The sequence below is a fragment of the Photorhabdus thracensis genome (assembly GCF_001010285.1).
Lineage (GTDB): Bacteria > Pseudomonadota > Gammaproteobacteria > Enterobacterales > Enterobacteriaceae > Photorhabdus > Photorhabdus temperata.
This window is the reverse complement of record NZ_CP011104.1, coordinates 1,380,387-1,404,729: the sequence shown is the minus strand read 5'-3', so window position 1 is coordinate 1,404,729 and position 24,343 is coordinate 1,380,387. Positions and strand designations below refer to the sequence as shown.

Genomic DNA, 24,343 nt, shown 5'->3' with positions numbered 1-24,343 from the left:
TAAGTTTTTCTAGCTCTATTTACTAAGGTGTATAAAAAATAGTTATTCTTCTCTGCTATCCTCAATTTCTTTTATGATTCTCCTATCATCATGAAAGATATTGATATAACCCTTCACTACATTGACTCAAACCGGTTAACCCGATATTTCTAAAATTCCATCCAGTCAACATAAGGTTATCGCAATGAGTTCTGTTTCATCCCTTTTCCCAGAAACCGGCGGGTATGTCGTCGCAAAATTTGGTGGTACCAGCGTGGCAAATTTCGATGCCATGAATAGCAGTGCAGATATCGTACTGGCAAATAAAGAAGTTCGTATCGTTGTACTGTCTGCTTCTGCTGGTATGACTAACCTATTAATTGCGCTGGCGGAAGGCTGCGATGCGGATAAACGGGCTGACTATCTGAAACAGATCCAAACCATTCAAGATGCGATTGCTGATCGTTTGCACATATCTGATGTTATTCGTCAGGAAATCAACCGCTTGCTGGAAAATATTAAAACGCTTTCTGAAACAGCATCGCTGACAACTTCGGATGTACTGACAGATGAAATAGTCAGCCACGGAGAGCTGATGTCTACGCTGTTGTTTACTGAGTTGCTTCGCCAGCGTGGTACCGATGCCGAATGGTTTGATATTCGCAAAATTATGCGTACCGATGATCACTTTGGTCGTGCAGAACCAAACAACACACAGCTTAGAATACTGGCAACTGAACATCTCTTACCTCATCTGAAAAATACTCTGATTGTCACTCAAGGTTTTATTGGCCGTGAAGAGAAAGGCTGTACCACCACACTGGGACGTGGTGGCAGTGACTATACTGCGGCACTGTTGGGAGAAGCCCTCAACCTGAAGCGTGTTGATATCTGGACAGATGTTCCGGGGATTTACACTACTGACCCACGAGTCGTTCCGGCTGCCCAACGAATTGATAAAATTGCCTTTGATGAAGCGGCTGAGATGGCAACATTTGGTGCTAAAGTCCTGCACCCGGCAACGCTGTTTCCGGCTATTCGCTGTGGTATTCCAGTATTTGTTGGTTCCAGTAAAAATCCCCAGGCTGGCGGTACACTGGTTTGCGATACGACGGAAGCGCCACCCCGGTTCCGTGCTATCACCCTGCGCCGGCAACAAACATTACTGACATTGCACAGCCTGAAAATGTTACACGCACAGGGATTTTTGGTTGAAATATTTACCATCCTGTCACGTCATAACATCTCCGTGGATTTGATCACCACGTCTGAAGTGAATGTGGCATTAACACTTGATACTACCGGTTCCACCAGCACAAATGGCAGTTTGCTGACCAATGCACTGATGACTGAGCTTTCAACGCTGTGCAGGGTTGACGTGGAAGAAGATTTGGCGCTGGTGGCGATTATTGGTAATCAACTTTCTCAAACCAGTGGATTAGGAAAACAGGTTTTTAGTGCGCTGGAAAGATTCAATCTCCGTATGATCAGTCACGGCGCCAGCAACCATAACTTGTGCCTGCTTGTCCAAGGCAACGACGCAGAACAAATTGTTCAAACGCTTCATCAGTGTTTGTTTGAATAAAGCCTATCAATAAGCAGGTGATCATTCCGGCATTTTCAACACCATTCTGATCACCTGTTGTTCAACGTTAAAAGAAGACTTTTTTACAACATCAAATACTATTGGTCGTCCGCAATGTTGACCATAATGCTTTCATGGCTTTTCCCTTGGGGAAAGCGATATATTCCGGTTCAATTAACGACGGCCGCCAGCTCATTTTATATTGACGTTGCGAAGCGGCAGGATAAACAATGCCGCCTTTTGATGACAACCATTTGGCAACTTTATGAAAGATTGCCGAATCATTGAAGTTCCTCTCCTTACCAAACTCCACCAATGGGGTGAAACCTAAATGAAGGTAGGAAACTGTCCCCTCTTCCAGGAAGTCATTAATCGCGGTTTCATTAATAAACTGCATAGTGCCGTCGGGTATATCCGGTTTCTTTCGGGATAGATTATGAAACCACCCCGATGTCTCCCCCCAAGTGTAACTATAGACGATATATGCCTGAATCTGTTCTCCCCGAGTTGCAATATAGACTCTGTGCTCACCTGAATTCACTTCCACGGTGTTGAAATCAATCACCAGTTTTTTCAGGGCTTTCGCATGTTTTTCTTTCAACCAAAGCTGATTAATCTGTTCTAGTTGTGGTTTTAGCCGATAATATTCCTCTTGCGAGCTTATCTCTCGAACAGAAATTCCTGCCCTTCTGGATTTGCTGATTTTATTTCTAAGCTGCTGAAACCGCTTGCCTGTCATGCTATATCCATTAAGGCTCAGTGAATAACTGGCCCCAAGCTGGTTCACAGAAAAGCCATTATTCTTCAATAACACAAAGTCACTCTCATCACCGTGTAGAAAAACCGGGAAAGCCCGTTTTTCTCTGATGAAATTGAGAAATAACTGTAAAAGTGCAGCACGTTCTTCGTCAGGCGCCAAGATGCCACCCACACACATATGTAGGTTTTTGTCCTGGAAGAAACCAATCGCTCCCTTCTGATTCGTAAACCACTGTGTTTCACTATTGAACAACAGACTACTCAACGGGTGCTTTGCATAGCAGAGCACTTTTCTAAGATGACTGTTGCCAAGAACATCCTGAGCGTTCCCGGTGGTAATAACCTGGGGAACATCAGGCAACATACTCATAACGTTCACCTTGATTCTTCGGGGCATACTGGACTGGGATGAACCCATGCTTCCTGGCGATATCCCGGATGGCTAATGCGTCATTGTAATCAATAGACTTGCCGATGCTTTGATGAACACTCACCTGCTCAAGCGCCACAGCGATGGTTTCCGACAAGCAAGCCAGATTGACTCCCGCCGGGACATCGATCAGATTGCAATCGCTGTAAGTGACTTTCTCAGGCTGATAGACTAAACCGCCTTCATAAACGTGATGGTTACCGTCACGAATGAAATCGAATGGTCTGGCCGCATCAAAAATAATCGCGGAATCTTTCAAGTAACGCGTATTCAAGAAAGGCTTGCCTTCACTGGTTGCTGATACGATAAAGTCAGCCTGACTCAAAGATTGTTCATAATTCTCTATCGCTTCTAAACCAAAGGTGCCAATGACTTCAAGAACTTGCTGATGTAACAGACAGGCATCGGTGACACCGGGATTTTGTTTAAAAAGCCATTTTCTCATCTTATCCATGACAGAATCCGGCTGGATAATATCGTGAGTTTTTAACACCGTGGAGAGAAGCGCCTTGGTCAGTTCAGAAAGCAAAATGCGTGCTTTATTGGGTCGGCTAACCAGGATAATCCGACCAAAGTTATGGGCTAAACCGGTAACAGAAAGCCTGCCTACAGAACCTCTGGCTCCCACGACCGCCAACGTTTGCTGGGACGCATTTTCAGCCAACATTGAACGAATACCCTCAACCACCGCCATTGCCGTCAGAGAATTGCCGTTAGTCACTATCCGACCCTGCCGATTATTCACCAAGCTGTTACCACCATTAGTAATCACTGATGTATAAGCGCCTAATCCGACTATTTCAGCACCATTTTTCTCTGCTATATCAAAATACTCCTTCATCAACACCGTCCGTTCTTTCACCGACAATGCCATCATATCTTCGGGGCTGATAGGTGAGAAAAGAAGCATACCATTAGCGTATGCCGTTGAGCTTTCGACACCAAACTCAACCGCGATATCAGGATTGAAATCAATCGCAGAAACCTCCGTGATCCAGTTACCGAGCTGTTTCTGTTGCTCCGGTGTGTAATTCTCCTTTATTGACAGACAATAGGAATGCGCAAGCTCATTGACTGAAGTGGTATGAATCAGGAAAGCGAATTTCTTACCTTCAATCAATTGCGGCACAGGCGTTTTAATCTGAGCAACATTGCTGTTTCTTGAAATTGGATAACTGACCGACGGTGGCGGAAGATCCGCAACAGACAGGTCTATCAAGTGTGAAAACAGAATGTCATATCGCCCATTCTGGACCAGTTTACAGACCTCATCAAAAGCCGTGAAAAACGCTTTAATATCTTCTTTGGCAACGTTAAGCGGCGGCTCAAAACGTACAGAACAAGGACGGGACATCAATGGCATGGTGAAAATGCCATAGTGTTTCAATAAGAAACTACAAATAATGTAAGCCAGACCACCGCTTCGTTGGCTGAAATTGATAAATATGTTGGAAACAGCTTTACTGTCCTGTATTTCCAGACCTCGCATCAAGCCGGCACCTTGCCAGTAAAAAAGTGTCGGGTATTTAGCGGCCAATTGTTCAAGACATTCATCAACATAATTGCTGACTTCCTGAACATGCGTTAACGCCTTACCACTATCTTTCGCCAGATGCTGGATGACGGCAATCCCCATTGTCGCTGCCAGAACATTATTGGCAAACGTGGAGCTGTGTTTCTTATCGAACTCGGAAACATAAAGTTCATCTGAATATAACATTGCACCAATAGGCGAGATACCCGCACCCAACGCCTTAGAAAACAGGATCACATCCGGTTTCAGGGAGTAGAGCGTGGCCGCACAGAATGCCCCCAACCTGCCGATGCCAGTCTGAACTTCATCAAATACTGACAACGTGCCATTAGCCTTACACAGTTGCAAAATACTGGAGAGCGTATCCGATGGAATCACTTTCATTCCACCTTCTCCCTGTACCGGTTCAACGATAAATGCGGCAAATTCCCGGCTTTCCAGCTTTGTTTTTATTTCATCCAGGTTTTCGCTATCAACATGTTCATACAGCTTATCATCGTAAATGAAATCAGCTTTAAACCGATTTGAGCCGGTAGCGGATAATGCCGAGTAGGTTTTACCGTGGAAACTGCGATTCAGACTCAAAATACTTTTTCTGCCGGTTACCAGGCGTGCAAACTTAATTGCCGCTTCTACCGTCTCAGCACCACTGTTAGTAAAAGTACAGTGGGTGTATTTCTCCTTGTCTATTTGTTCTGCCAGCATTTCAGCCAATAACCGTACCTTTTTGTGAATATTGGGCTGAAAGAAGATAGGTTCTTTATTTTCAATGAACTTGCTGACTTCGGTGATAGCGAAATCAGGATTATGCCCAAATGGCAATGCACCATATTGAGCCAAAAAGTCTTTAACAACCCGGCCATCCGATAATGTAAGCCGGTTATTTTCAGCAGACTTAATATCCAGTTCAAGGCCCACAGAGTTTAATAAACTCTCACGATATTGATTAACAAACATAGTTCTCTCTCTTTTTTTAGGTGCACAAAGTCATGCTGTAAACAGCATGGGAAAATTCTTGAGTTATAAATAAGGGATCTAAAAAATCATTAAGCTGGCTGCATTATTTGGTTAATCATCTGGAATTCTCCTACAGGATGAAATTTGAATAACTGTACAGCGGAATAGAAACTCATAATTTCTGGTGTTGTCATCACCTTAATTCCACCGCAACATCGGAATATGAAATTGGCGGTTTCTTCAAGGATCTTTTCCAAGGTATAACGTAACGCGAGGATCTTATAGACGGCGTTTGCATCCTGACTAGCATAGAAAGCTATCGTCAGCATCTGATCGAGAATAACATTAATCTTATAATCAGCTTGGGTCAGGGAATATTTAATGGACTGCTGTTCTGCCACTTTCTCAGGAATAAAACGAGCAAGCCCACCCAAAACACCAGAGTAAGTATTAGCGGCAAAATAATTAAATAGCGATAAACCGTAGGAAAGAACTGCTTGCTGCTCAAGTCCTTTATAATGAGAAAGACGTTTTGATGAAACTTCAGTATCCGAAAATTTGACTTCTTGATTATCACTTTCAGTAAAAATCCCTAACCGCCAGAAAGGAATAACCTTAATACTCTGCACCGATTTAGAAACCAACACGACTCTCATTTCATTGTCATTATCTATATCGCAAACCGATAATACGTAATAATCCGCAATCGAAGACAGAGAACAGGGTTTCTTCGAACCATTAACCAATAGTTTTCCTCCTTTAGAATGCATTTTAAGTGATGGCATAAAAATATTCGCTCCAGGCAGCCCCTCAGCAAAAGCAGAAGCAACCAACGCTTTTGAAGTCATCACTTTATTCAATAATGTGTTGTTATCTTCGAATAAATCGGGAAACTTACTGCAAGCCAGTACAATATGATTATGCATGGTTAAGGCAATACCGACAGAGGGAAGCCATGAAGAGACTTCACGAATAGTCTTACCCACCTGATTAAGCCCCTCGATGCTGGATTGAGCCACCAAGCGTAGGCATTGTGAAGCGGCTTCAGAATCCAATAACAATCTCTTCAACCTATCAGGCGTCAAATGCTGATATTTCCCGCTGTTTTTCCTGAGCTCTTCAACAATATCTGTCATTTTCAACTCTCCTTTGCTTATTCAAACAACCCACTGAATAAGCCTGATATCTACACTAAACCCATGTACTCAAGGCGGGATTGTTGCATCTGTTCAACCAAAGAATGAGACAGCTCAAGGCGAGATTCCACGGTAGAATCGGACAACAACATCCCAGGCGCCAACTCATAGCCTTCAATAAAGCGCAAATTGCTCTGCATACCCCGCTGATAGAACATTTCACGCTCCACAAACAGGTCATCAACAGAGACCTGATTCCATAACGCCAATCCTTCTTCTATACACTCAAAAGCTGGTTGCTTTAGAGAGCTGTCATTTTCGAGTGCCATTTTGACAATGTTTGCACACACGGTCAGATGCCTTAATTCATCGGCGTTAGCTCTGGCCTGAGTCTCGGCGGCTACAATATCAAAAGGACGCCATTTGATCTCACTGAGTTCTGAAGTTGGTGCCAGCACCCCTTCCAGAACAACAGTAATGATCAGCACACCTGCGATATAGTCATTTTTCAATACCACCCACTTGTCAAAATAGGTTCTCAATGTTTCCAGCATATGGGTCATTTTTCCCCATAAGAGGCTTTCCATTTTTCCAGCCACATTGGCGATATCCGCAAAACCTATTCTAACCAGATGTTCCCTGAATAATTTGGCATGTCTGCCTTCGTCAAATATCTGGGTTAGCATATAATCAAAGTTGATATTGTCAGGTGCCTTATCTGCAAGCAGCAGTAATGCCTTAGTCGCTTCATATTCTGAAATCGATTTAAAAGAAAGCTCCCTAATCAGAGACTCCCGCAAATCACCCGGTAAATAGGTTAGTTTAGGATCATTGGCATGATTGGTTTTTTGTCTTTTTTCAACCTCTACCTGTTCAGTAAACCATTCGTCCAATCCCCAATCTTTTGCCTGCATTTCTATTTCCGATGCTTGTTTAATTAAGCCCATGATATAAATTCCTATTCAGATAAAATTATCTCTCTGTAATGCTTCATTTTAATGAACGGTTGGCTGTTTAAATACATTAATAAATAATTTAGGAAAATTTCCCAGTACACCTCGATCCAGGCAAATATGGACAAATAACGCAATAACACTGTAATTATCCTGAAATAACAAGAGCCAGAGCAAAGTAATCATACTAAGCGTGAATAAATTGTGGCAAATATTATAAACAGTATAAAAAACAGGTGGCGGAACCTCTTTCTTATTCAGCAAGCTCCAGATCCGTCCTGGGTAATAGCCGATAATATCAATCATAAAGAATAACACAATAAATTGCCACCAATTGATATAACTCTCAAGCTGCCAGGTCAGAAATAAACTGATAAAAAACAACCCCAGAAACTCCCAACGCAGAATTTTCAATGTATTAATCATTTCTATTCTCCATCATTTCTCTCTTCATGATCGCAATAATCTCTTCTGGCTGTTTAATCCAGGCACTATGAGGATTCCCCTTAAGAGACGAGGTTATTTCACTAACTTTTGCGTTAGATATAAGACTTGCTAATGATTTGGCAGATTTTAATGGCGCCCAATTATCTTCTTTAAAACAAATATAAACCGCTTTGGATAAATTCTTATTCCTTTTACCTTTATAAGCACTGATATGGTTATAATTCCCTGTCCAGACAGTTCTGGACCAGTCCCGCATCAACCCCTTAGCTTCTCTTATACCAAAACCAATCTTTTTCCCAGGGAGATAACCATATAACGCAGTCAGAATGTTAAAAATAACAGCAGCTTTTATCATCTGTATCCGCCCCATTCCCTGCCAATTCTTATACCACACACTCCCGGTTGCCACACAAAACAGAGAAAAAGGCCGGTCAGTTGAGCAGGCAAAAAGCGTCGCAATATGCCCTCCAAGGCTGTGACCAAATACAATAGGAATTTCCTTGCTATTTAATTGAATAGCCTTGTCCAACATTGTGGGAAGATAATCCCGCAGCAGATCGGAATAGTTATAATCATTTTCCCTGCTGGGTTTAGGTTGGTTGTCTCCATAACCTGGCATATCAGCAGTCACAACCTGAAAACCCTCTTTTGCCAGTTGTTGTATCAGAGTTTCATATTTCCTGATTTCCACACCAATAGCCGGTAACAATACAATAACCCTGCCATTACTATCTCCCTGATAAACCTTATAATTACAGAGAAAATTGCCAGCCACTTTAAAATTATTATTTTTCATATCTACAGTGTCCCCATTAACTACATCACACTCCGGTGACTGACATTGGCGATAAAGCAGCCAAAAAATTCGTGTTTTAAAGGCGATAAATATCAATCAGTTATCTATATTTACCTTTTCGGGCTATCGGTGGTTTTTAAATTTATTATTACCCAATAAAAAGCCCCTTATACTTTCTTAGTTACAGGCTATCGATAAATCAAGAAACATATATTATTTTCAAAATTATTTGCTGGAAGAATTATTTTACACTTCATACACGGACTTAATTACAAGAATGAATTATATCATAAATATATTAACAAAATTAATTGCCAAGCAGTAATAATATCAATCCTGAATATATTAAATACATAAAACAACTCCCACAGAACAATTATGGTTATATATAAAAACAATCGATTAATAATGGAGATAGATGACTTTAATTGCAGAAATACATAAAAGCAAATTAACTTTATTCATGTAAAAATTAAATAATATATTCGTAAATTATTTCATCATATTATCTTTACTAAATCAATTTAATATTTTCACCAAAATAAATTATTAATTTTTTATATTATCTCTTAATAACACTTACACAATGGAATTATTAAATATCATAAATTATTATTTATCTACTATTTAATTCATCAAATTAATCAATCATTCTGATATCTTATTTTTTGACTGGTTTTAATTACAACCATCAATTTTACGGGATTAAAAACTATCTTATTCGGCGTTATTGTAAATAAATAGTGAACACAGGCAGCGCACAGAAATCAGATCTATACATAGTACGTAAGAAGTGACAGATAACATTCTCCACACATCGGATGAGTGTTTTTCAGGTTTATCGTTCATAATTGAAAATGAAAATGAATTCCATCTTATGATTCAGAGGGCATTTCAATGAGCACTGCCGTTACCAGTAAAAAAACAAAACGAACTAAGATTACGACGAATAATGCTGCTGCTAACGGGCAGGTACAGTCATTAAGTCGTGGGCTTAATCTTTTGGAATCTATTTCCGAGTCACCCGGCGGTATCGCGCTGACTGATTTAGCACAACAAGCCGGATTACCCAACTCCACCACTCACCGCCTTTTGACCACCTTGCAACAGCACGGTTTTGTTCGTCAGGTTGGCGATTTAGGGTTGTGGGTTATCGGTTCACACACGTTTATTGTCGGCAGCAGTTTCTTACAGAGCCGAAATCTATTGGCACTTATTCACCCTATCCTTCGCCGCCTGATGGAAGATTCCGGTGAAACCGTCAATCTGGCTATTCTTGATCACAGTGAATATGAAGCGGTTATTGTCGATCAGGTGCAGTGTAATGCCCTGATGAGAATGTCCGCACCTATTGGCGGCAAATTGCCTATGCATGCTTCCGGGGCAGGAAAAGCATTCCTTTCAACACTATCAGATAACCAACGGGTTCAGTTACTGCATAAAAAAGGGCTTCATGCTTACACGCAACATACCAAGACAACCCCTTCAGGTTTAAAAGAAAATCTGGAACAAGCACGCAAACAAGGGTATTCATTCGATGATGAAGAACATGCTTTGGGTCTGCGCTGTATTGCCGCTTGTATTTATGATGAGCATCACGAAGCCTTCGCTGCTATTTCTATTTCCGGTCCTGTATCTCGGATCACCGATGATCGCGTCACTGAACTTGGCGCCTTGGTTATCCGTGCAGCAAAAGAGATCAGTAAAGAATATGGTGGAATTCGTTAACTCTTTTTCCTGATAATCATAGCTTTCACAGGGCATTGGTTTTGTTATGCCCTGTCTTTTCAGGCCAATAAATTCAACTTAATTTATAATATTCCTGAAAATATTATCGCTAATATAACAGAATAATAAAGAAATGATTTAAATAAGATTCCAAAATAGCGCTACATCTTATACTACTCATAATTCTATATATAACAATGGGTTGAAGAAGGCCATGTGTAGCAAAATTATGAAATGTTATTTAACGAAGCTGGAAACAGTATTACAGAGAAATTACTTCAAGAATCCGAAAATAATAATATTTTCGGATTCTTATATATAAAAGGTTTAGTTAATAGAGCATTAACCGATTAGAATCATGCTTTTGATAAATTCCAAGTTTATGCCGGCAATGAAGGACATGCCTTCATTGCTGGGCATTATTTGCTGGTTCGCCACAGCTTAGATGACAGGCAGGAACGGGCTTACTATGTGTGTGCTGAGAGAAGAGGCTTGCCTCAATACACGGGTTGTAGTGGTCTACTATAGATTCAACCAATCAGGTTTAATCATATGGGGTTTGCAATGGCTGGCGCAAAGTAGGTTATTTCCCCGCAACCAGCCTTTTCCTGACATGCTACACTCCCCTTCCTCTTTCAAGGTTTAAATCCATTACTGGATAAGGATAAGTCAGGCTTGCAATAGGCACTTTAACAGCCTATGGTTATCATAAAGTAATCTGGTAACTACTTGTTTTAAAAAGAAAAACGTCGAAACTAGAACGGAATGTCATCATCAAAATCCATCGGTGGCTCATTGTTTTGTGGAGCAAAGGACTGAGCCGGACGGGAAGCGGTACCACCACCGCTGAACTGCTGAGATTGTTGTGGTTGTGATTGTGGCTGCTGTGGTTGTCCCCAGCTACCGCCTTGCGATTGGTTATCCTGAAAGCCGCTCGCACGCCCACCTAGCATTTGCATGGTACCACCCATGTTTACCACCACTTCAGTGGTGTAACGATCCTGGCCGTTCTGATCCTGCCATTTACGGGTTTGCAGAGCGCCTTCGATATAAACCTGTGAACCTTTACGCAGGTATTCACCCGCGACTTCCGCCAGTTTGCCGAATAAAACAACCCGGTGCCATTCAGTCTTCTCTTTCATCTCACCGGTTTGTTTATCGCGCCAGCTTTCAGAAGTCGCCAGAGTAATGTTAGTCACTGCGCCACCGTTTGGCATATAGCGGACTTCTGGGTCCTGCCCCAGGTTGCCAATTAAAATAACTTTGTTTATGCCTCTGCTGGCCATTGGGAATACTCCTGATGAAATGAATTTCTACAATTATAAGCAATGCAGTTTAACATGCGATGCTAAAAATGAAACACAGCCACATTAGAACGGACTTTGCGAAGCTCACCGTACTTTATATGTACTTATTACATTATTTCACTTAACTACTGTATATCTAATCAGTCAACTCTGTGTAATAATAACGCACTTATTATTAGTTATGCACGTACGAATAATCTGGGAAATGGTTCATGGATAACATCGAAGTTCAGGGCGCACGCACCCATAATCTCAAAAATATCAATCTGATAATTCCCCGAGACAAGCTGATAGTTATCACGGGTTTGTCCGGCTCAGGTAAGTCTTCTCTGGCATTCGATACACTTTATGCAGAAGGGCAGCGTCGCTATGTTGAGTCGCTTTCAGCTTATGCGCGCCAGTTTCTGTCACTGATGGAGAAACCAGATGTTGATCATATCGAAGGGCTATCCCCGGCTATTTCCATTGAACAAAAATCCACTTCCCATAACCCACGTTCAACCGTGGGAACAATTACTGAAATTCATGATTATCTGCGTTTGCTGTTTGCCCGTGTAGGTGAACCACGTTGTCCTGATCACGATGTTCCACTCGCAGCACAGACTGTCAGCCAGATGGTAGATAATGTTCTGGCACTGCCGGAAGGGAATCGCCTGATGTTGTTGGCACCAATCGTCAAAGAGCGCAAAGGGGAACACACTAAGCTGCTGGATAATCTGGCAGCTCAAGGGTATATCCGCGCACGCATTGATGGTGAAGTCTGTGATCTGTCCGATCCCCCCAAACTGGAATTACAGAAGAAACATACCATTGAGGTGGTTATTGATCGCTTTAAAGTTCGCACCGATCTGGCACAACGTCTGGCTGAATCTTTTGAAACAGCGCTGGAGCTTTCAGGTGGAACAGCCATTGTCGCCGATCTGGATGATAATAAGGCTGAAGAACTGATTTTCTCCGCTAACTTTGCATGTCCTGCATGTGGCTATAGCATGAGTGAGCTGGAACCTCGCCTGTTTTCTTTTAACAACCCAGCCGGTGCCTGCCCAACTTGTGATGGTTTAGGCATTCAGCAATTTTTTGATCCTGACAGAGTTATCCAGAATGGTGATATCTCTCTGGTAGGGGGGGCAATTCGGGGCTGGGATCGCCGTAATTTTTACTATTTCCAGATGCTGTGTTCATTGGCAAACCATTATAAATTTGATATTGAAGCACCTTTCAATTCCCTGAGTGCCAGTATTCAGAAAGTGGTGTTATACGGTTCCGGTAAACAATCCATTGAATTTAAATACACCAATGACCGTGGCGATACCACGGTGCGCAACCACCCGTTTGAGGGGGTACTGCATAATATGGAACGCCGCTATAAAGAGACAGAATCTACTGCCGTTCGTGAGGAACTGGCGAAATATATCAGCAACCGCTCATGTATTTCCTGTCACGGAACCCGTTTACGCAAAGAAGCCCGTTATGTATTTATTGAGAATACAACTTTACCGGAAATCTCGGATTTCAGTATCGGCCATGCAATGGATTTCTTCCAAAATATCAAGCTCAGTGGTCAGCGCGCACAAATTGCCGAAAAAGTATTGAAAGAGATCCGTGACCGCTTGAAATTTCTGGTTAATGTTGGTCTGAATTATTTAACGCTCTCCCGTTCTGCCGAAACCCTGTCCGGTGGCGAAGCTCAGCGTATCCGTCTTGCCAGCCAGATTGGCGCAGGTTTGGTGGGAGTAATGTATGTACTTGATGAACCGTCTATTGGGTTACATCAGCGGGATAATGAACGTCTGCTGGAAACGCTGATCCACTTGCGAAATCTGGGGAATACTGTGATTGTGGTTGAGCATGATGAGGATGCAATCCGCGCTGCCGACCATATTATTGATATCGGCCCCGGCGCTGGTGTGCATGGTGGCGAAATCGTCGCGGAAGGTACAGTTAAAGATATCATGATTAGCAAAGATTCACTGACAGGTAAATTCCTGAGTGGTGAACGGCAAATTGCAATCCCAGAGCAGCGTATTCCGGCTGATCCGAAAAAAGTACTGAAGCTGATTGGCGCGAAAGGTAATAACCTGAAAAATGTGACGTTCAGCCTACCGGTCGGGTTATTTACTTGTATTACCGGGGTCTCCGGCTCCGGTAAATCGACGCTAATAAATGATACCCTGTTCCCCATTGCACAACGCCAATTGAATGGCGCGACCAATATCAATCCTGCGCCTTATATTGATATTCAAGGATTGGAGCATTTCGATAAAGTCATTGATATTGACCAGAGTCCGATTGGCCGAACTCCTCGCTCTAACCCCGCAACTTACACCGGTGTATTCACGCCAGTCCGTGAGTTGTTTGCAGGCGTACCTGAATCCCGCGCCCGTGGTTATACACCTGGACGATTCAGCTTTAACGTTAAAGGTGGACGCTGTGAAGCTTGTCAGGGTGATGGCGTTATTAAGGTAGAAATGCACTTTCTGCCTGATATTTATGTCCCTTGTGATCAGTGTAAAGGTAAGCGTTATAACCGCGAAACACTGGAAGTAAAATATAAAGGCAAGAATATCAATGAAGTCCTGAATATGACGATCGAAGAAGCCCGTGAATTCTTTGATGCTGTTCCTGCTCTGGCCCGCAAATTGCAAACACTGATAGATGTCGGTCTTTCTTATATCCGTTTGGGGCAATCAGCAACGACGTTGTCAGGTGGTGAAGCACAGCGGGTAAAACTGGCGCGTGAGCTATCTAAACGTGGAACTGGACAGACGTTATATATTCTTGATGAACCAACAACCGGTCTGCATTTTGCTGATATTCAGCAATTATTGGCGGTTTTGCATCAGTTACGCGATCAAGGAAATACCATTGTGGTTATTGAGCATAATCTTGATGTGATTAAAACCGCTGACTGGATCGTGGATCTTGGTCCTGAAGGAGGAAGCGGTGGTGGTGAAATTCTGATTTCTGGTACGCCAGAAGAGGTATCCGAATGTGAGAAATCACATACTGCGCGTTTCCTGAAACCGATATTGAAGAAAAAAGTCTAATTCACAAATGGGGCTCAGTTGAGCCCCATTGCAGATTATTGACAAAGTGCTGGTTTTTTATCCGGCATTTTGTTTTAATTAAGTTCCGTTCACTCAACGGAGCTTGCCACCATGTTAAGACCCCCCCCTCTCCAGACTTTCCCGCCAGAAACGCTCTCGCTTGACGAGCTGGTCCCTAAAAATCATTTGGTCCGTCAAGTCGATGCTGCCATTGATTTCGAATTTATCCGCGAATTAGTCGCCCCGTTGTATTGCCACAATAATGGCCGTCCTGCTATCGATCCGGTCATGCTGATTAAAATGATGTTACTCGGCTACTTGTTTGGCGTCCCCAGTGAACGCCGTCTGGTTCAGGAAATTCAGGTTAATGTGGCTTACCGCTGGTTTCTGCGCCTCGGACTGACAGAGAAGGTCCCTGATGCCTCAACCCTGAGTCAGAACCGCCGCCGCCGTTTCAATCATACCGCGGTCTTCCAGCAGATTTTTGACCACATTGTTGAACAGGCGATGGCCAAAGGATTCGTGGGCGGACGCGTACTCTATACCGACAGCACCCACCTGAAAGCCAGTGCCAATCCGCATAAATCGGAGAATGTCATGCGGCCGGTTCCCCCCGGCGCCTATTTTGATGCACTGGATAAAGCCGTCACTGAAGACCGGGCGGCAGCCGGAAAAAAAGCCTGAAGCCAGCCCTAAAGGAACGGCAGAGAAAGACGAAGGTCAGTACCACTGATCCGGAAAGCGGGTTTATGCACCGGACCAACAAACCCAGGGGGTTCTTTTACCTTGACCACCGTACCGTGGATGGGCAAGTCGGTATTATCACCGATACCTACGCCACACCGGGTAATGTCCACGATAGCCAGCCTTTTATCAAGCGCTTGACGCGTCAGTTAGAGCGTTTTGCCCTCAATCCCCTCGCGGTTGGGTTGGATGCGGGCTATTTTACGGCCCCGGTTTGTTACTTAACGGAACAGTTAGGTGTCATGCCGATAATCGGTTACCGCCGTCCGAATAAGGGGTCGAACGTCTTCCAGAAAAAACATTTTACCTATGACAAGCAGGAGGACTGCTATGTGTGCCCTCAGGGCGAAAAGTTGATTTATAAAACAACCAGCCGAGAGGGATACCGGCATTATCAGGCCGCGGCGAATATCTGCCAGTATTGCCCGAAACGCGCGTCCTGTACGCAGGCCAAAGGGGGCAAAAAGATAACCCGTCATGTCTGGGAGGACAGTAAAGAGCAGGCCAGGGAAAACCGGCTAACGGAGTGGGGTAAAAAAACCTACAAGCGGCGAAAGGAGACGATAGAGCGTAGTTTTGCAGATGCGAAGCAACATCACGGGCACCGCTATGCCCGTTTCCGTGGGTTGCAAAAAGTGCAAATACAGTGTCTTTTGGCAGCCACAGCCCAAAATATCAAGAAGATAGCCTTGCTGGTCGCAATGCTTTGTTGTTTTTATCTCTGGAGAGCGAGCATTTCATTGCAGGAGAAGCGAAAATAACGCCTTGTCGGGCGATTAAATTGGCTTAATGAGGAAAATGGATGGCATTATGATTCACAATGAAAGGAACAAATCCCGTTATTTTCAACGAGGTTTGTCAGCGGTCTGAAATGGGGCTCAGTTGAGCCCCATTGTTTTCTACCAGTAACTTTTCCAAACTCACCTCACCTACGGTTTTCCCAATAACAACAAGCAATTTTCGCCGCCAGTTCAGCGTTATTAAGTATCAACTGAATATTGGCAGACAGACTATCTCCCCCGGTCAACTCAACCACTCGAGCCAACAAAAACGGCGTACATTCCTTTCCACTCACTCCCTGTTCAATGGATTCGCGCACCGCCTGTTCAATAGCGGCATTAATCTCCGCTTCCGGCATGGCATATTGCTCAGGGATCGGGTTAGCAATCACTAATCCCCCCTGTAATCCGGTATCCCATTTTATCACCATTGCTTGGGCTATCTGTTCTGGAGAATCCAGGCGAATATTGACAGAAAATGGACTGGTACGGCAGAAAAATGCCGGCAAAGAGTGGGTCTGATAGCCAATTAACGGTACACCGTGAGTTTCAAGATATTCTGTTGTCAGGCCAAGATCCAGAATGGATTTAGCACCCGCACAGACTACCGCAACACTGGTTTTCGCCAACTCCTGCAAGTCGGCTGAAATATCAAAAGTATGCTCTGCTCCACGATGCACACCACCAATGCCACCGGTAGCAAAAATTTTAATCCCCACCATTTCTGCAATAATCATGGTAGAGGCAACGGTGGTCGCACCATTTTTTCCGGCAGCTACCACAAATGGTAAATCACGACGACTGACTTTAGTAACCTTGTAGCCTTCACGGCCCAAAAGTTCTATTTCTTCATGGGACAAACCGGCTTTCATGCGTCCATTGATAACGGCTATTGTTGCAGGAATAGCGCCATTTTCCCTGATTTTTTGTTCAACCTGTAGCGCAATTTCTACATTTTGCGGATAAGGCATCCCTTGAGCAATAATCGTAGATTCCAACGCTACGACGGGTTGGTTATCCGCTAAAGCTTCTGCAACTTCCGGGGAAATATCCAGATATTCATTTCCAATAGCGTGATTTTTCATGATTGTAATTCCAATAGTTTTCGGACACTGCCATTTGACAGGTTTGGATTATTGGTAAATTCACAAGATAATGTAAGGGCAGAACACCCTTGAGCAAAACGAACACTCTCTGCCAGCGTCATATCTTCCAGCCAACAGTTCACCAGTCCGGCCATCATCGCGTCGCCAGCGCCTGTTACATTAACAACCTTGACACTGATAGGATGTGACCAACCTGCCATACCATCACTTTCACTAAAGTAAACACCTTCTACGCCCATACTAAGCACTAAACGCTGCACACCTTGATCGTGAAACCACCGTGCCACATCGGGAACATCAGTAGGTTGGGTGATTTTCATACCACTCAATATTTCCGCCTCCAGGCAGTTAGGTTTTAAGGTGTGAATATGAGAAAGCCAGTTTTTAATTTTAGACGCTTTAAATGCAGATACGGTATCTACAAACACGGGTACTGTTCCGGCGTTAGTGAACAACCAGGTCAATGCTTCTTCGGATAAATTGCAGTCAACTACCAGTACTCCGGCGTGTTGAATAAGATCACAATGGCTTACCAACAACGATGGAGTCAGTTTTTCCAGAATATGCATATCGTTGATGGCAACCAACATCTCACCACCATCATCTAATAAAGAGATATACGTCGAGGTATTCTCACCATAAAGCTTATAACAGCAATCGACGTTAACACCCGCGCGTTTGGCCTGATCTAATAAAGTACTGCCATAGAAATCATCACCAACAACAGAAATAAGATGACATTCTTTACTCAATAGCGCGATATTTTGAGCAATGTTTCTGCCTACACCACCAGGTATGCATTTCACTTTTCCTGGGTTAGAATCTTCATAAATTAATTTAGCAGATGCATAACCACAAACGTCCATATTAATAGAGCCAATAGTTACCACATAATTATGATCAGATAAAATATAACCTTTCCCCTTTATATATCCCTTATTCATTAAATTCATAATATGACCAGCGACACCAGAGCGACTTATACCTAAAATATCGGCAATCGCTTGCTGAGGGATCAATGGATCTCGTCTCAGAAGGTGCAATATTTGTTTTTCCCTGTTCGTCATTTTTGGGCACTTGTTTGTTTTTAAACATACGTTTGTTTTATGTGCGGAATGTAAAACAGTAAAGAGGGATTTTTTAGTTTTATGATGAAGTTGGGAGAACGATCGTAAGAATGGATTGCTGAGTTTTAACCCTGTTTTATGTGATCTCCATCAAATTAAACCCTGCCGAAAAAAGTTTATCTCAGTACATTGATAATGAATCAGCCTCTTACTCTGGAAATAGATTTAATAAAACAAAGTAATAAGAAAAATCTTATCTAAACCTAACAAATGTTTGGGTATACCTTGAAATAGTCAGGATCATTTTTTACCATTTGAAACACGTTTCATGAAAATTTGATTTGTTTCACATTAAAAAACATATTCCATAGCCGGAATTATCCGCGAACAAGCTATATACTCTGCGACTAGAACAATTCCCACGTTAAACTTCATCCTATTAAAGAAAAAATAAAAATACTTATAACTCTATTACACTTATAAACAAAAATGTTTATAAAACCCTTGCGTCTATAACCAAAAATGTTTATATTTGTTTTCAAGTTAAACAAACAGGAGGAGGCAGTGAAGCAAAGCGAGTTTCGCCGGTGGCTTAAAGCTCAAGGAGCAGAATTTAAAGATGGGACTAATCATCTGAAAGTTTTCTTGAACGGTAAGCAAACCACGATGCCAAGGCACCCTAGTAAAGAAATCCCAGAACCACTAAGGAAAGCAATATTAAAACAGCTAGGCATCAAATAACAAACCGGCCCTAAGGGGCAGGTTACTCGCATAACTTCACTGAGTAAAAATATGCGATACCCAGTAAAATTCGAACATGACGAAACAGGTTGGGCTGTGATGTTCCCAGATATCCCTGAAGCCTTAACAGGTGGAGATACCAGAGAAGAAGCGTTAGCTATGGCGCGGGATGCTCTGGTTACTGCATTTGATTTCTACTTTGAAGACCGGCGCAAAATACCAGCACCGTCGCTTGAAGGAGAAGCTTTTGTCGAAGTACCGGCTAGTATAGCGGCTAAAGTTTTGCTGTTGAATACGATGCTTCAAACAAGAACAAGCAATGCGGAGCTTGCACGGTTACTAGGCACCCGACCGCAAGAAATCCAACGTATAGTGTCATTAGGTCATAGTACTAAAATTGACACTATAGCGAATGCGTTAAATGCCTTAGGAAAGCATCTGGAACTTATTGCCATTTAAACATCACGATAGAATAACCTTAAACCTCGCCGCAGCGAGGTTTAAGTGAATAACTAAATTACGGCCTCATTACCATTTATCTCGGTAGTCAAATGATATTTGATACCAATATTTATCTGTTTCAATTTTATTTTTAAAATATGGCCCAAGTGTTGGCACCCACTCTTTTTTCACATCGAACCCACCATTATTAATATTATCTTCAATAGGAAGCCCTAGTTTTTCTATTACTGAACCATCATCGCCCAGATCTCCAGAATATTCCTCGCCAATAAACTCTTCCGTTTTTCTATCATACCATGCAATGTTTAATTTTAATCCCATAACTCACCTCATAAAAATTTTTTAATACTACGTTCTGGATCAGCAGCAGCTAATTGTTTACCTGTTTTATGATCAAAAACACCTATATGTTGGCCATCACTAGCCCTGTAACCTTCAAGTTCACCATGCCGAGAATCCCATTCGTAAATTTTACGGCCTTTTTCACCAATCCATCGTTTACGCTTTCCACCCCCATTCTGCTTTGGCGTTTTTTGGGGACCTCTTCTTAATTCACCTAGCCCCTTAATTTCTTCAGTCTTCGGAGCTGGATAATAATCATGACCGGCCTCTTTAACACCTTTACGCTTTTTCCTGTTTTCTTCTTTTACCTTATCCCGATGCTTCTCAGCCTCAATTTTTGCCTGTTCCGCTTTTTTACGGTTTTCCATTGCAATGTTAAATTCATTTTGCGCTGGATTTATTTTCTTCCAAGCGTCTAACAACCGACGACCAAAACGTTCATAGTATATCGCTTTTAAAAGTGCTGCACTCGTTTGTATTTGAGCTTCTTGAGGATCTTTAATACCCTGCAATTTCTTAAAATTTGAAAGCGTCATAGCAGATATGTATGCTTTTATTCCTTCTTTTAAAAGAATATCCAAACCTTTTTTATTATCCGTTTTTATCTCTACTTTAAGTTTCTTCCCATCTATCTCAATATCCTTTGTATAAACAAGTGGATTTTTTACAGGATCTGCCAGCGCTTTACCTTCCGGCGTATTTTTTACTTGATTTAATACCTTTAGCTTTTCCTGATAAATTTTATCAAGCGGTTTGAATACTTGTTCTGCTTCATAAAGCCGCCGCTCCGCTGCTTCAACAGGATGCGCTTTCTCCCACTTTTCTTGTCGTTGCTTCGCCTCTGCCGCTTGTTTTTTAGCTTCCGCCGTACTCAATACTGTCGTCACCGAAACATACACCGGCTCTGCATTTGACCCCGCTGGAAAATGGACGATAGCATCCACTGTATTTTTAACCGGTGCTGGTGTATATGGTTTAACCGGCACATCAGCTACTGGTGTTACCTCTTTTCTACTAAATATATTTCTTCTTGGAGGATCACTTATTCTGATATGCACTGGAGGCATACTCGGAACAACTTTTGCGGTGAAGACATTCTGCCGGTTAGTTTTTACCGCTTTAACCACAGGAACACTCACAGTTCTAGCTGGCGTTTTAACAATTGCCAATGTCTGCTTATCTTTCTCAATGACATCCTGTACTTGAATATCAGTAACCACGCTGGACATTGTGGCTAACTGGGATACAGGCGTTTTTGTGACCTGGACTGGCTTGTATTGCTTGAATAATCATCCTCTGCCGTTCTGCTTTAAACTTTTCATCTTCAGGTATTCCCAAGTCACCAGGCCACATAGCTCCTACTGCCACACCAGCAAAACGTCCCACATAAGGTGCGGCGTCTAATGCAACACTGCCCAATCGGGTTAATGTCGAACTCACAGCACTGGCTATCTGTTTTCGAAATAATGTAAATCCCCACAGCCCATCAATTACAGAAATGTTCATCGGTTGAGCGCCAATAGCTGCTGATGCTTGCGCTTCTGGAAACAAGGATAAATTTATTCCCCCATCTTTTTTTCCTGTACGGTCAACCCGTTCATGATCTCCTGAGTTTCCACTGCCACCTCCCCATCCTCGATCAGACTTGCGGTCTGATGTCACCGTCATTGTGTCATGATTGGCTAGAGCCTCTCCATCTCCTCCTTTACTGCCTACGCTCTCTATCGTCTGCATATCACGGTCATGGCCCTTTCTATCTCCCTCATTCATCTCATTCTCCTCTTTCATTAAATAAAAAGCACACAGAATTACTGTATATACAGACAGTAGATTAGAACAAAAACAGATTTATCTCAAGTAAGAATGATTATCATTATTTATGAAATAATAAACACCATTTAAGATTAGTGAAACTCGTTACTAGTTTGACTAATAATTGCAGGCCGAAAAAACATCACAATAAAAACATTAAAAATCAATAAAGTAATTGAAGTCGGAGAGAGAAAAAAGCGCACCATACATAGTGCGCTTCTAAGAGGGATGTACTGCTATTTTACGAACCTGCCAATTATTATCATCAATAACAGATCATTTACATTAAAATTTATTACTTATTTACCGTCGCAAATGTTTCAGCAATACGTTCAACGTTGTGGTAATTAACCCCAGCCATACAGACACGGCCATTACCGACCAAGTAAACAGCAAACTCTTTGCGCAGGCGATCCACTTGCTGCTGACTAAAGCCGGTATAACTAAACATGCCGCGCTGTTTCAGCAAGTGATCAAAATTTTTCTCTGGCAATGCGGTTTTCAGGGCATCCACCAGCACCGTGCGCATTTCCAGAATACGTATGCGCATATGTTCAACTTCTCCCAGCCACTGTGCCTTTAAAGCCGGATCAGTCAGTACCTTAGCCACAACTTGTGCACCAAAATTTGGTGGACTGGAATAAATACGGCGTACACCAGCCTTCAACTGTCCAAACACCCGATCTTTGGTCTGGGTATCATCACAAACAACAGACAAACCACCAACGCGTTCACCGTACATAGAAAATATCTTGGAGAAGGAGTTGCTTATCAGGAAAGGCAAACCGGCTGTCGCCATAGCGCGAATGGCATAAGCATCTGCTTCCATGCCATCTGCAAACCCCTGATACGCAATATCAAGAAATGGCAAAAGTTCCCTTTCTTCAACAATCTGAACAACCTGATCCCATTGATCATCTGTCAGATCCGATCCCGTTGGGTTATGGCAACAAGGATGCATCAAAACTATGCTTTTTGCCGGCAATTTTTTGAATGTTTCCAGCATTTCACTGAATTTTACCCCTTTGGTCTGTTCATCAAAATAAGGGTAATAGTTCACCTTCACACCTGCGCCAGTAAAAATAGCCGCGTGGTTTTCCCAGGTTGGATCACTGCACCACACTTCTGAATCAGGAAAATACCGATGCAGAAAATCAGCACCAACTTTCAGACCGCCAGAACCACCTAACGCTTGAATTGTTGCCACCCGCTGTTGTTGCAACATGGGGTGATCTTTACCAAATAGCAGTTCCTGAACAGCAAGACGATATGATTGCAGCCCTTCCATTGGCAGATAAAGAGAGGCAGTTTGTGACATCGCACGAAGTTGCTCTTCGGCGGTAGCCACAGCTTGCAATTGCGGAGTTACACCTTGCTCATCGTAATACAGCCCAATGCTCAGATTAATTTTTTCCGCACGAGGATCTTTTTTAAATTCTTCAGCCAGCGAAAGAATAGGATCACCGGCATAAGCATCAACATTCTGGAACATCAGGCTATACTCCTTGTCAATCAGTTATTCAACAAACAATATAGCCTATAGCATCATTCGTCCAGATATTCCATTGCAACTCGGGAAGTGAGTTTAGTCATTAGCTCGTAAGTAATGATACCCGTGCATTCAGCAACCCGTTCCACTGGCAGTACATCCCCCCAGAGAACCACTTCATCACCGACTTTATCTGTAGCATCCGGCCCCAAATCAATAGATATCATATCCATTGAAACACGGCCAACAATCGGCACTTCACGCCCATTAACAAGTATTGGCGTTCCTGAGGGAGCACTGCGCGGATAGCCATCGCCATAACCAATAGCCACAACACCAAGCCAGGTATCCCGCTCACTGACCCAAGTTCCACCATAACCGACTGACTCACTGGCTTTGTGTTTACGAACCGCAATCAAACTCGATTTTAATGTCATCGCTGGGATCAGGTTAAAATCCGCCGCTGTTTTATCTGGCAATGGCGATACTCCATACATCATAATCCCAGGGCGCACCCAGTTCTGATGGGCTTCCGGCCACAACAGGATCCCCCCCGACGCATCAATAGACTTTTCTCCCGGTTTGTTAGCACAGAAAGCCTGAAAACAAGCTATCTGCTGGCGGGTTGTGTCTACGGTGGGTTCATCAGCCCTGCTGAAATGGCTGACAATATTGACGGGCTGCCGCACATTTTGGCAACGACTTAACCGTTCATAGAAAGCTTCCGCATCTTCTGGCCGAACACCAAGACGGTGCATTCCACTATCCAGTTTCATCCATACTTTTATCGGATGAGATAATTCAGCCTGCTCCAGTGCTTCCAATTGCTCAACGCTGTGCACTACCGTCTCAATATGGTTGGCTACCAGTACAGGCAGGTCAGCCACATCAAAAAATCCTTCCAATAACAGAATCGGTTTGACGATACCACCATGGCGTAACGTCAAGGCTTCACCAATTCGAGCTACACCGAAACAATCGGCGTCTTCCAGCGTATGTGCTGTTTCCAGTAAACCGTGGCCATAAGCGTTTGCTTTCACAACTGCAATAAGATTGCTTTTAGGGGCGAGAGCCCTTACCCGTTGCAGGTTATGTCGCAGAGCGCGGCGGTCAATAACTGCGGTTGCCGCTTTCATTTTATTC

20 protein-coding genes are annotated in these 24,343 nt (G+C 43.0%); 6 read left to right on the top strand and 14 right to left on the bottom strand.

Features of this window, described 5'->3' with window-relative positions; all coding sequences use genetic code 11:
- The first annotated feature begins 184 nt into the window (after nucleotides 1-184).
- Nucleotides 185-1,564: a lysine-sensitive aspartokinase 3 gene (gene lysC, locus VY86_RS05560; protein WP_046974223.1), complete on the top strand. Its 1,380-nt coding sequence runs from the start codon at nucleotides 185-187 to the stop codon at nucleotides 1,562-1,564.
- A 91-nt stretch (nucleotides 1,565-1,655) separates the two neighbouring features.
- Here the strand turns inward: lysC and VY86_RS05555 are convergent, their stop codons facing one another.
- From VY86_RS05555 to VY86_RS05530, 6 genes are all read right to left on the bottom strand, one after another.
- Nucleotides 1,656-2,693 (bottom strand): DUF2156 domain-containing protein, encoded by a 1,038-nt coding sequence (locus tag VY86_RS05555; RefSeq protein WP_046974222.1) that lies wholly within the window; start codon nucleotides 2,691-2,693, stop codon nucleotides 1,656-1,658.
- Nucleotides 2,677-5,244: an aminotransferase class III-fold pyridoxal phosphate-dependent enzyme gene (locus VY86_RS05550; RefSeq protein WP_046974221.1), complete on the bottom strand. Its 2,568-nt coding sequence runs from the start codon at nucleotides 5,242-5,244 to the stop codon at nucleotides 2,677-2,679. Before VY86_RS05550 ends, VY86_RS05555 begins: the two co-directional genes overlap by 17 nt.
- Nucleotides 5,245-5,333: 89 nt before the next feature.
- Nucleotides 5,334-6,380: an acyl-CoA/acyl-ACP dehydrogenase gene (locus VY86_RS05545; protein WP_046974220.1), complete on the bottom strand. Its 1,047-nt coding sequence runs from the start codon at nucleotides 6,378-6,380 to the stop codon at nucleotides 5,334-5,336.
- A gap of 50 nt (nucleotides 6,381-6,430) precedes the next feature.
- Nucleotides 6,431-7,327: a hypothetical protein gene (locus VY86_RS05540; RefSeq protein WP_046974219.1), complete on the bottom strand. Its 897-nt coding sequence runs from the start codon at nucleotides 7,325-7,327 to the stop codon at nucleotides 6,431-6,433.
- A gap of 48 nt (nucleotides 7,328-7,375) precedes the next feature.
- Nucleotides 7,376-7,759 (bottom strand): membrane protein, encoded by a 384-nt coding sequence (locus VY86_RS05535; protein WP_046974218.1) that lies wholly within the window; start codon nucleotides 7,757-7,759, stop codon nucleotides 7,376-7,378.
- The gene (locus VY86_RS05530) at nucleotides 7,752-8,576 is read right to left on the bottom strand and encodes an alpha/beta fold hydrolase (protein ID WP_052760784.1); all 825 of its coding nucleotides are present in this window, start codon (nucleotides 8,574-8,576) and stop codon (nucleotides 7,752-7,754) included. The genes VY86_RS05535 and VY86_RS05530 overlap by 8 nt, the downstream gene beginning before the upstream one ends.
- An 897-nt stretch (nucleotides 8,577-9,473) precedes the next feature.
- On the opposite strand from VY86_RS05530, the gene iclR reads away from it, so the two are divergent.
- Nucleotides 9,474-10,304 (top strand): glyoxylate bypass operon transcriptional repressor IclR, encoded by an 831-nt coding sequence (gene iclR, locus VY86_RS05525; RefSeq protein ID WP_046974217.1) that lies wholly within the window; start codon nucleotides 9,474-9,476, stop codon nucleotides 10,302-10,304.
- A 755-nt stretch (nucleotides 10,305-11,059) separates the two neighbouring features.
- Here the strand turns inward: iclR and VY86_RS05520 are convergent.
- Nucleotides 11,060-11,590: a single-stranded DNA-binding protein gene (locus tag VY86_RS05520; RefSeq protein ID WP_046974216.1), complete on the bottom strand. Its 531-nt coding sequence runs from the start codon at nucleotides 11,588-11,590 to the stop codon at nucleotides 11,060-11,062.
- Nucleotides 11,591-11,823: 233 nt separating this feature from the next.
- Between VY86_RS05520 and uvrA the strand changes: the two genes are divergently transcribed.
- Together uvrA and VY86_RS05510 are read left to right on the top strand one after the other, a co-directional pair.
- Nucleotides 11,824-14,658, top strand: coding sequence for an excinuclease ABC subunit UvrA (gene uvrA, locus VY86_RS05515; protein WP_046974215.1), 2,835 nt, complete (start codon nucleotides 11,824-11,826; stop codon nucleotides 14,656-14,658).
- 111 nt (nucleotides 14,659-14,769) lie between these two features.
- A protein-coding gene (locus tag VY86_RS05510) for an IS1182 family transposase (RefSeq protein WP_158019915.1) occupies nucleotides 14,770-16,163 on the top strand; the annotation gives its coding sequence in 2 pieces (ribosomal slippage) (nucleotides 14,770-15,337 and nucleotides 15,337-16,163; 1,395 coding nt in all).
- Between the two features lie 164 nt (nucleotides 16,164-16,327).
- Here the strand turns inward: VY86_RS05510 and VY86_RS05505 are convergent.
- Nucleotides 16,328-17,266, bottom strand: a complete 939-nt coding sequence (locus tag VY86_RS05505) for a pseudouridine-5'-phosphate glycosidase (protein ID WP_046974214.1) — start codon at nucleotides 17,264-17,266, stop codon at nucleotides 16,328-16,330.
- On the bottom strand, nucleotides 17,263-18,354 hold the full coding sequence (locus VY86_RS05500) for a PfkB family carbohydrate kinase (RefSeq protein ID WP_046974213.1): 1,092 nt from the start codon (nucleotides 18,352-18,354) through the stop codon (nucleotides 17,263-17,265). Before VY86_RS05500 ends, VY86_RS05505 begins: the two co-directional genes overlap by 4 nt.
- A gap of 564 nt (nucleotides 18,355-18,918) precedes the next feature.
- Here VY86_RS05500 and VY86_RS05495 point away from each other — a divergent pair.
- Both VY86_RS05495 and VY86_RS05490 read left to right on the top strand, forming a co-directional pair.
- Nucleotides 18,919-19,095 (top strand): type II toxin-antitoxin system HicA family toxin, encoded by a 177-nt coding sequence (locus VY86_RS05495; protein ID WP_023044500.1) that lies wholly within the window; start codon nucleotides 18,919-18,921, stop codon nucleotides 19,093-19,095.
- 51 nt (nucleotides 19,096-19,146) lie between these two features.
- Entirely contained in the window at nucleotides 19,147-19,554 is a 408-nt protein-coding gene (locus VY86_RS05490; protein ID WP_046974212.1) for a type II toxin-antitoxin system HicB family antitoxin, read from the top strand.
- Between the two features lie 69 nt (nucleotides 19,555-19,623).
- Here VY86_RS05490 and VY86_RS05485 read toward each other — a convergent pair whose 3' ends face one another.
- The 5 genes from VY86_RS05485 to alr all read right to left on the bottom strand — a co-directional run bounded on the left by VY86_RS05485 (nucleotide 19,624) and on the right by alr (nucleotide 24,336).
- On the bottom strand, nucleotides 19,624-19,878 hold the full coding sequence (locus tag VY86_RS05485) for a cloacin immunity family protein (protein WP_046974211.1): 255 nt from the start codon (nucleotides 19,876-19,878) through the stop codon (nucleotides 19,624-19,626).
- An 8-nt stretch (nucleotides 19,879-19,886) separates the two neighbouring features.
- The gene (locus tag VY86_RS26665) at nucleotides 19,887-21,128 is read right to left on the bottom strand and encodes a colicin E3/pyocin S6 family cytotoxin (protein ID WP_046974210.1); all 1,242 of its coding nucleotides are present in this window, start codon (nucleotides 21,126-21,128) and stop codon (nucleotides 19,887-19,889) included.
- Complete coding sequence (locus tag VY86_RS05475; protein WP_046974209.1) at nucleotides 21,109-21,669, bottom strand: hypothetical protein; 561 nt, start codon at nucleotides 21,667-21,669, stop codon at nucleotides 21,109-21,111. The genes VY86_RS26665 and VY86_RS05475 overlap by 20 nt, the downstream gene beginning before the upstream one ends.
- 337 nt (nucleotides 21,670-22,006) lie before the next feature.
- Nucleotides 22,007-23,203, bottom strand: coding sequence for an amino acid aminotransferase (locus VY86_RS05470; protein ID WP_046974208.1), 1,197 nt, complete (start codon nucleotides 23,201-23,203; stop codon nucleotides 22,007-22,009).
- Between the two features lie 53 nt (nucleotides 23,204-23,256).
- Nucleotides 23,257-24,336 (bottom strand): alanine racemase, encoded by a 1,080-nt coding sequence (gene alr / locus VY86_RS05465; RefSeq protein ID WP_046974207.1) that lies wholly within the window; start codon nucleotides 24,334-24,336, stop codon nucleotides 23,257-23,259.
- Nucleotides 24,337-24,343: the final 7 nt, after the last annotated feature.

Excerpts from the sequence above, each read along its gene's own strand:
- VY86_RS05530 (WP_052760784.1), bottom strand. The coding sequence starts at position 8,576 with ATGAAAAATAATAATTTTAAAGTGGCTGGCAATTTTCTCTGTAATTAT.
- VY86_RS05545 (WP_046974220.1), bottom strand. The coding sequence starts at position 6,380 with ATGACAGATATTGTTGAAGAGCTCAGGAAAAACAGCGGGAAATATCAG.
- VY86_RS05550 (WP_046974221.1), bottom strand. The coding sequence starts at position 5,244 with ATGTTTGTTAATCAATATCGTGAGAGTTTATTAAACTCTGTGGGCCTT.
- VY86_RS05555 (WP_046974222.1), bottom strand. The coding sequence starts at position 2,693 with ATGAGTATGTTGCCTGATGTTCCCCAGGTTATTACCACCGGGAACGCT.
- VY86_RS26665 (WP_046974210.1), bottom strand. The coding sequence starts at position 21,128 with ATGTCCAGCGTGGTTACTGATATTCAAGTACAGGATGTCATTGAGAAA.
- VY86_RS05470 (WP_046974208.1), bottom strand. The coding sequence starts at position 23,203 with ATGTTCCAGAATGTTGATGCTTATGCCGGTGATCCTATTCTTTCGCTG.
- VY86_RS05535 (WP_046974218.1), bottom strand. The coding sequence starts at position 7,759 with ATGATTAATACATTGAAAATTCTGCGTTGGGAGTTTCTGGGGTTGTTT.
- VY86_RS05475 (WP_046974209.1), bottom strand. The coding sequence starts at position 21,669 with ATGAATGAGGGAGATAGAAAGGGCCATGACCGTGATATGCAGACGATA.
- VY86_RS05520 (WP_046974216.1), bottom strand. The coding sequence starts at position 11,590 with ATGGCCAGCAGAGGCATAAACAAAGTTATTTTAATTGGCAACCTGGGG.
- VY86_RS05505 (WP_046974214.1), bottom strand. The coding sequence starts at position 17,266 with ATGAAAAATCACGCTATTGGAAATGAATATCTGGATATTTCCCCGGAA.
- iclR (WP_046974217.1), top strand. The coding sequence starts at position 9,474 with ATGAGCACTGCCGTTACCAGTAAAAAAACAAAACGAACTAAGATTACG.
- uvrA (WP_046974215.1), top strand. The coding sequence starts at position 11,824 with ATGGATAACATCGAAGTTCAGGGCGCACGCACCCATAATCTCAAAAAT.
- VY86_RS05490 (WP_046974212.1), top strand. The coding sequence starts at position 19,147 with ATGCGATACCCAGTAAAATTCGAACATGACGAAACAGGTTGGGCTGTG.
- lysC (WP_046974223.1), top strand. The coding sequence starts at position 185 with ATGAGTTCTGTTTCATCCCTTTTCCCAGAAACCGGCGGGTATGTCGTC.
- VY86_RS05485 (WP_046974211.1), bottom strand. The coding sequence starts at position 19,878 with ATGGGATTAAAATTAAACATTGCATGGTATGATAGAAAAACGGAAGAG.
- VY86_RS05500 (WP_046974213.1), bottom strand. The coding sequence starts at position 18,354 with ATGACGAACAGGGAAAAACAAATATTGCACCTTCTGAGACGAGATCCA.
- VY86_RS05540 (WP_046974219.1), bottom strand. The coding sequence starts at position 7,327 with ATGGGCTTAATTAAACAAGCATCGGAAATAGAAATGCAGGCAAAAGAT.
- alr (WP_046974207.1), bottom strand. The coding sequence starts at position 24,336 with ATGAAAGCGGCAACCGCAGTTATTGACCGCCGCGCTCTGCGACATAAC.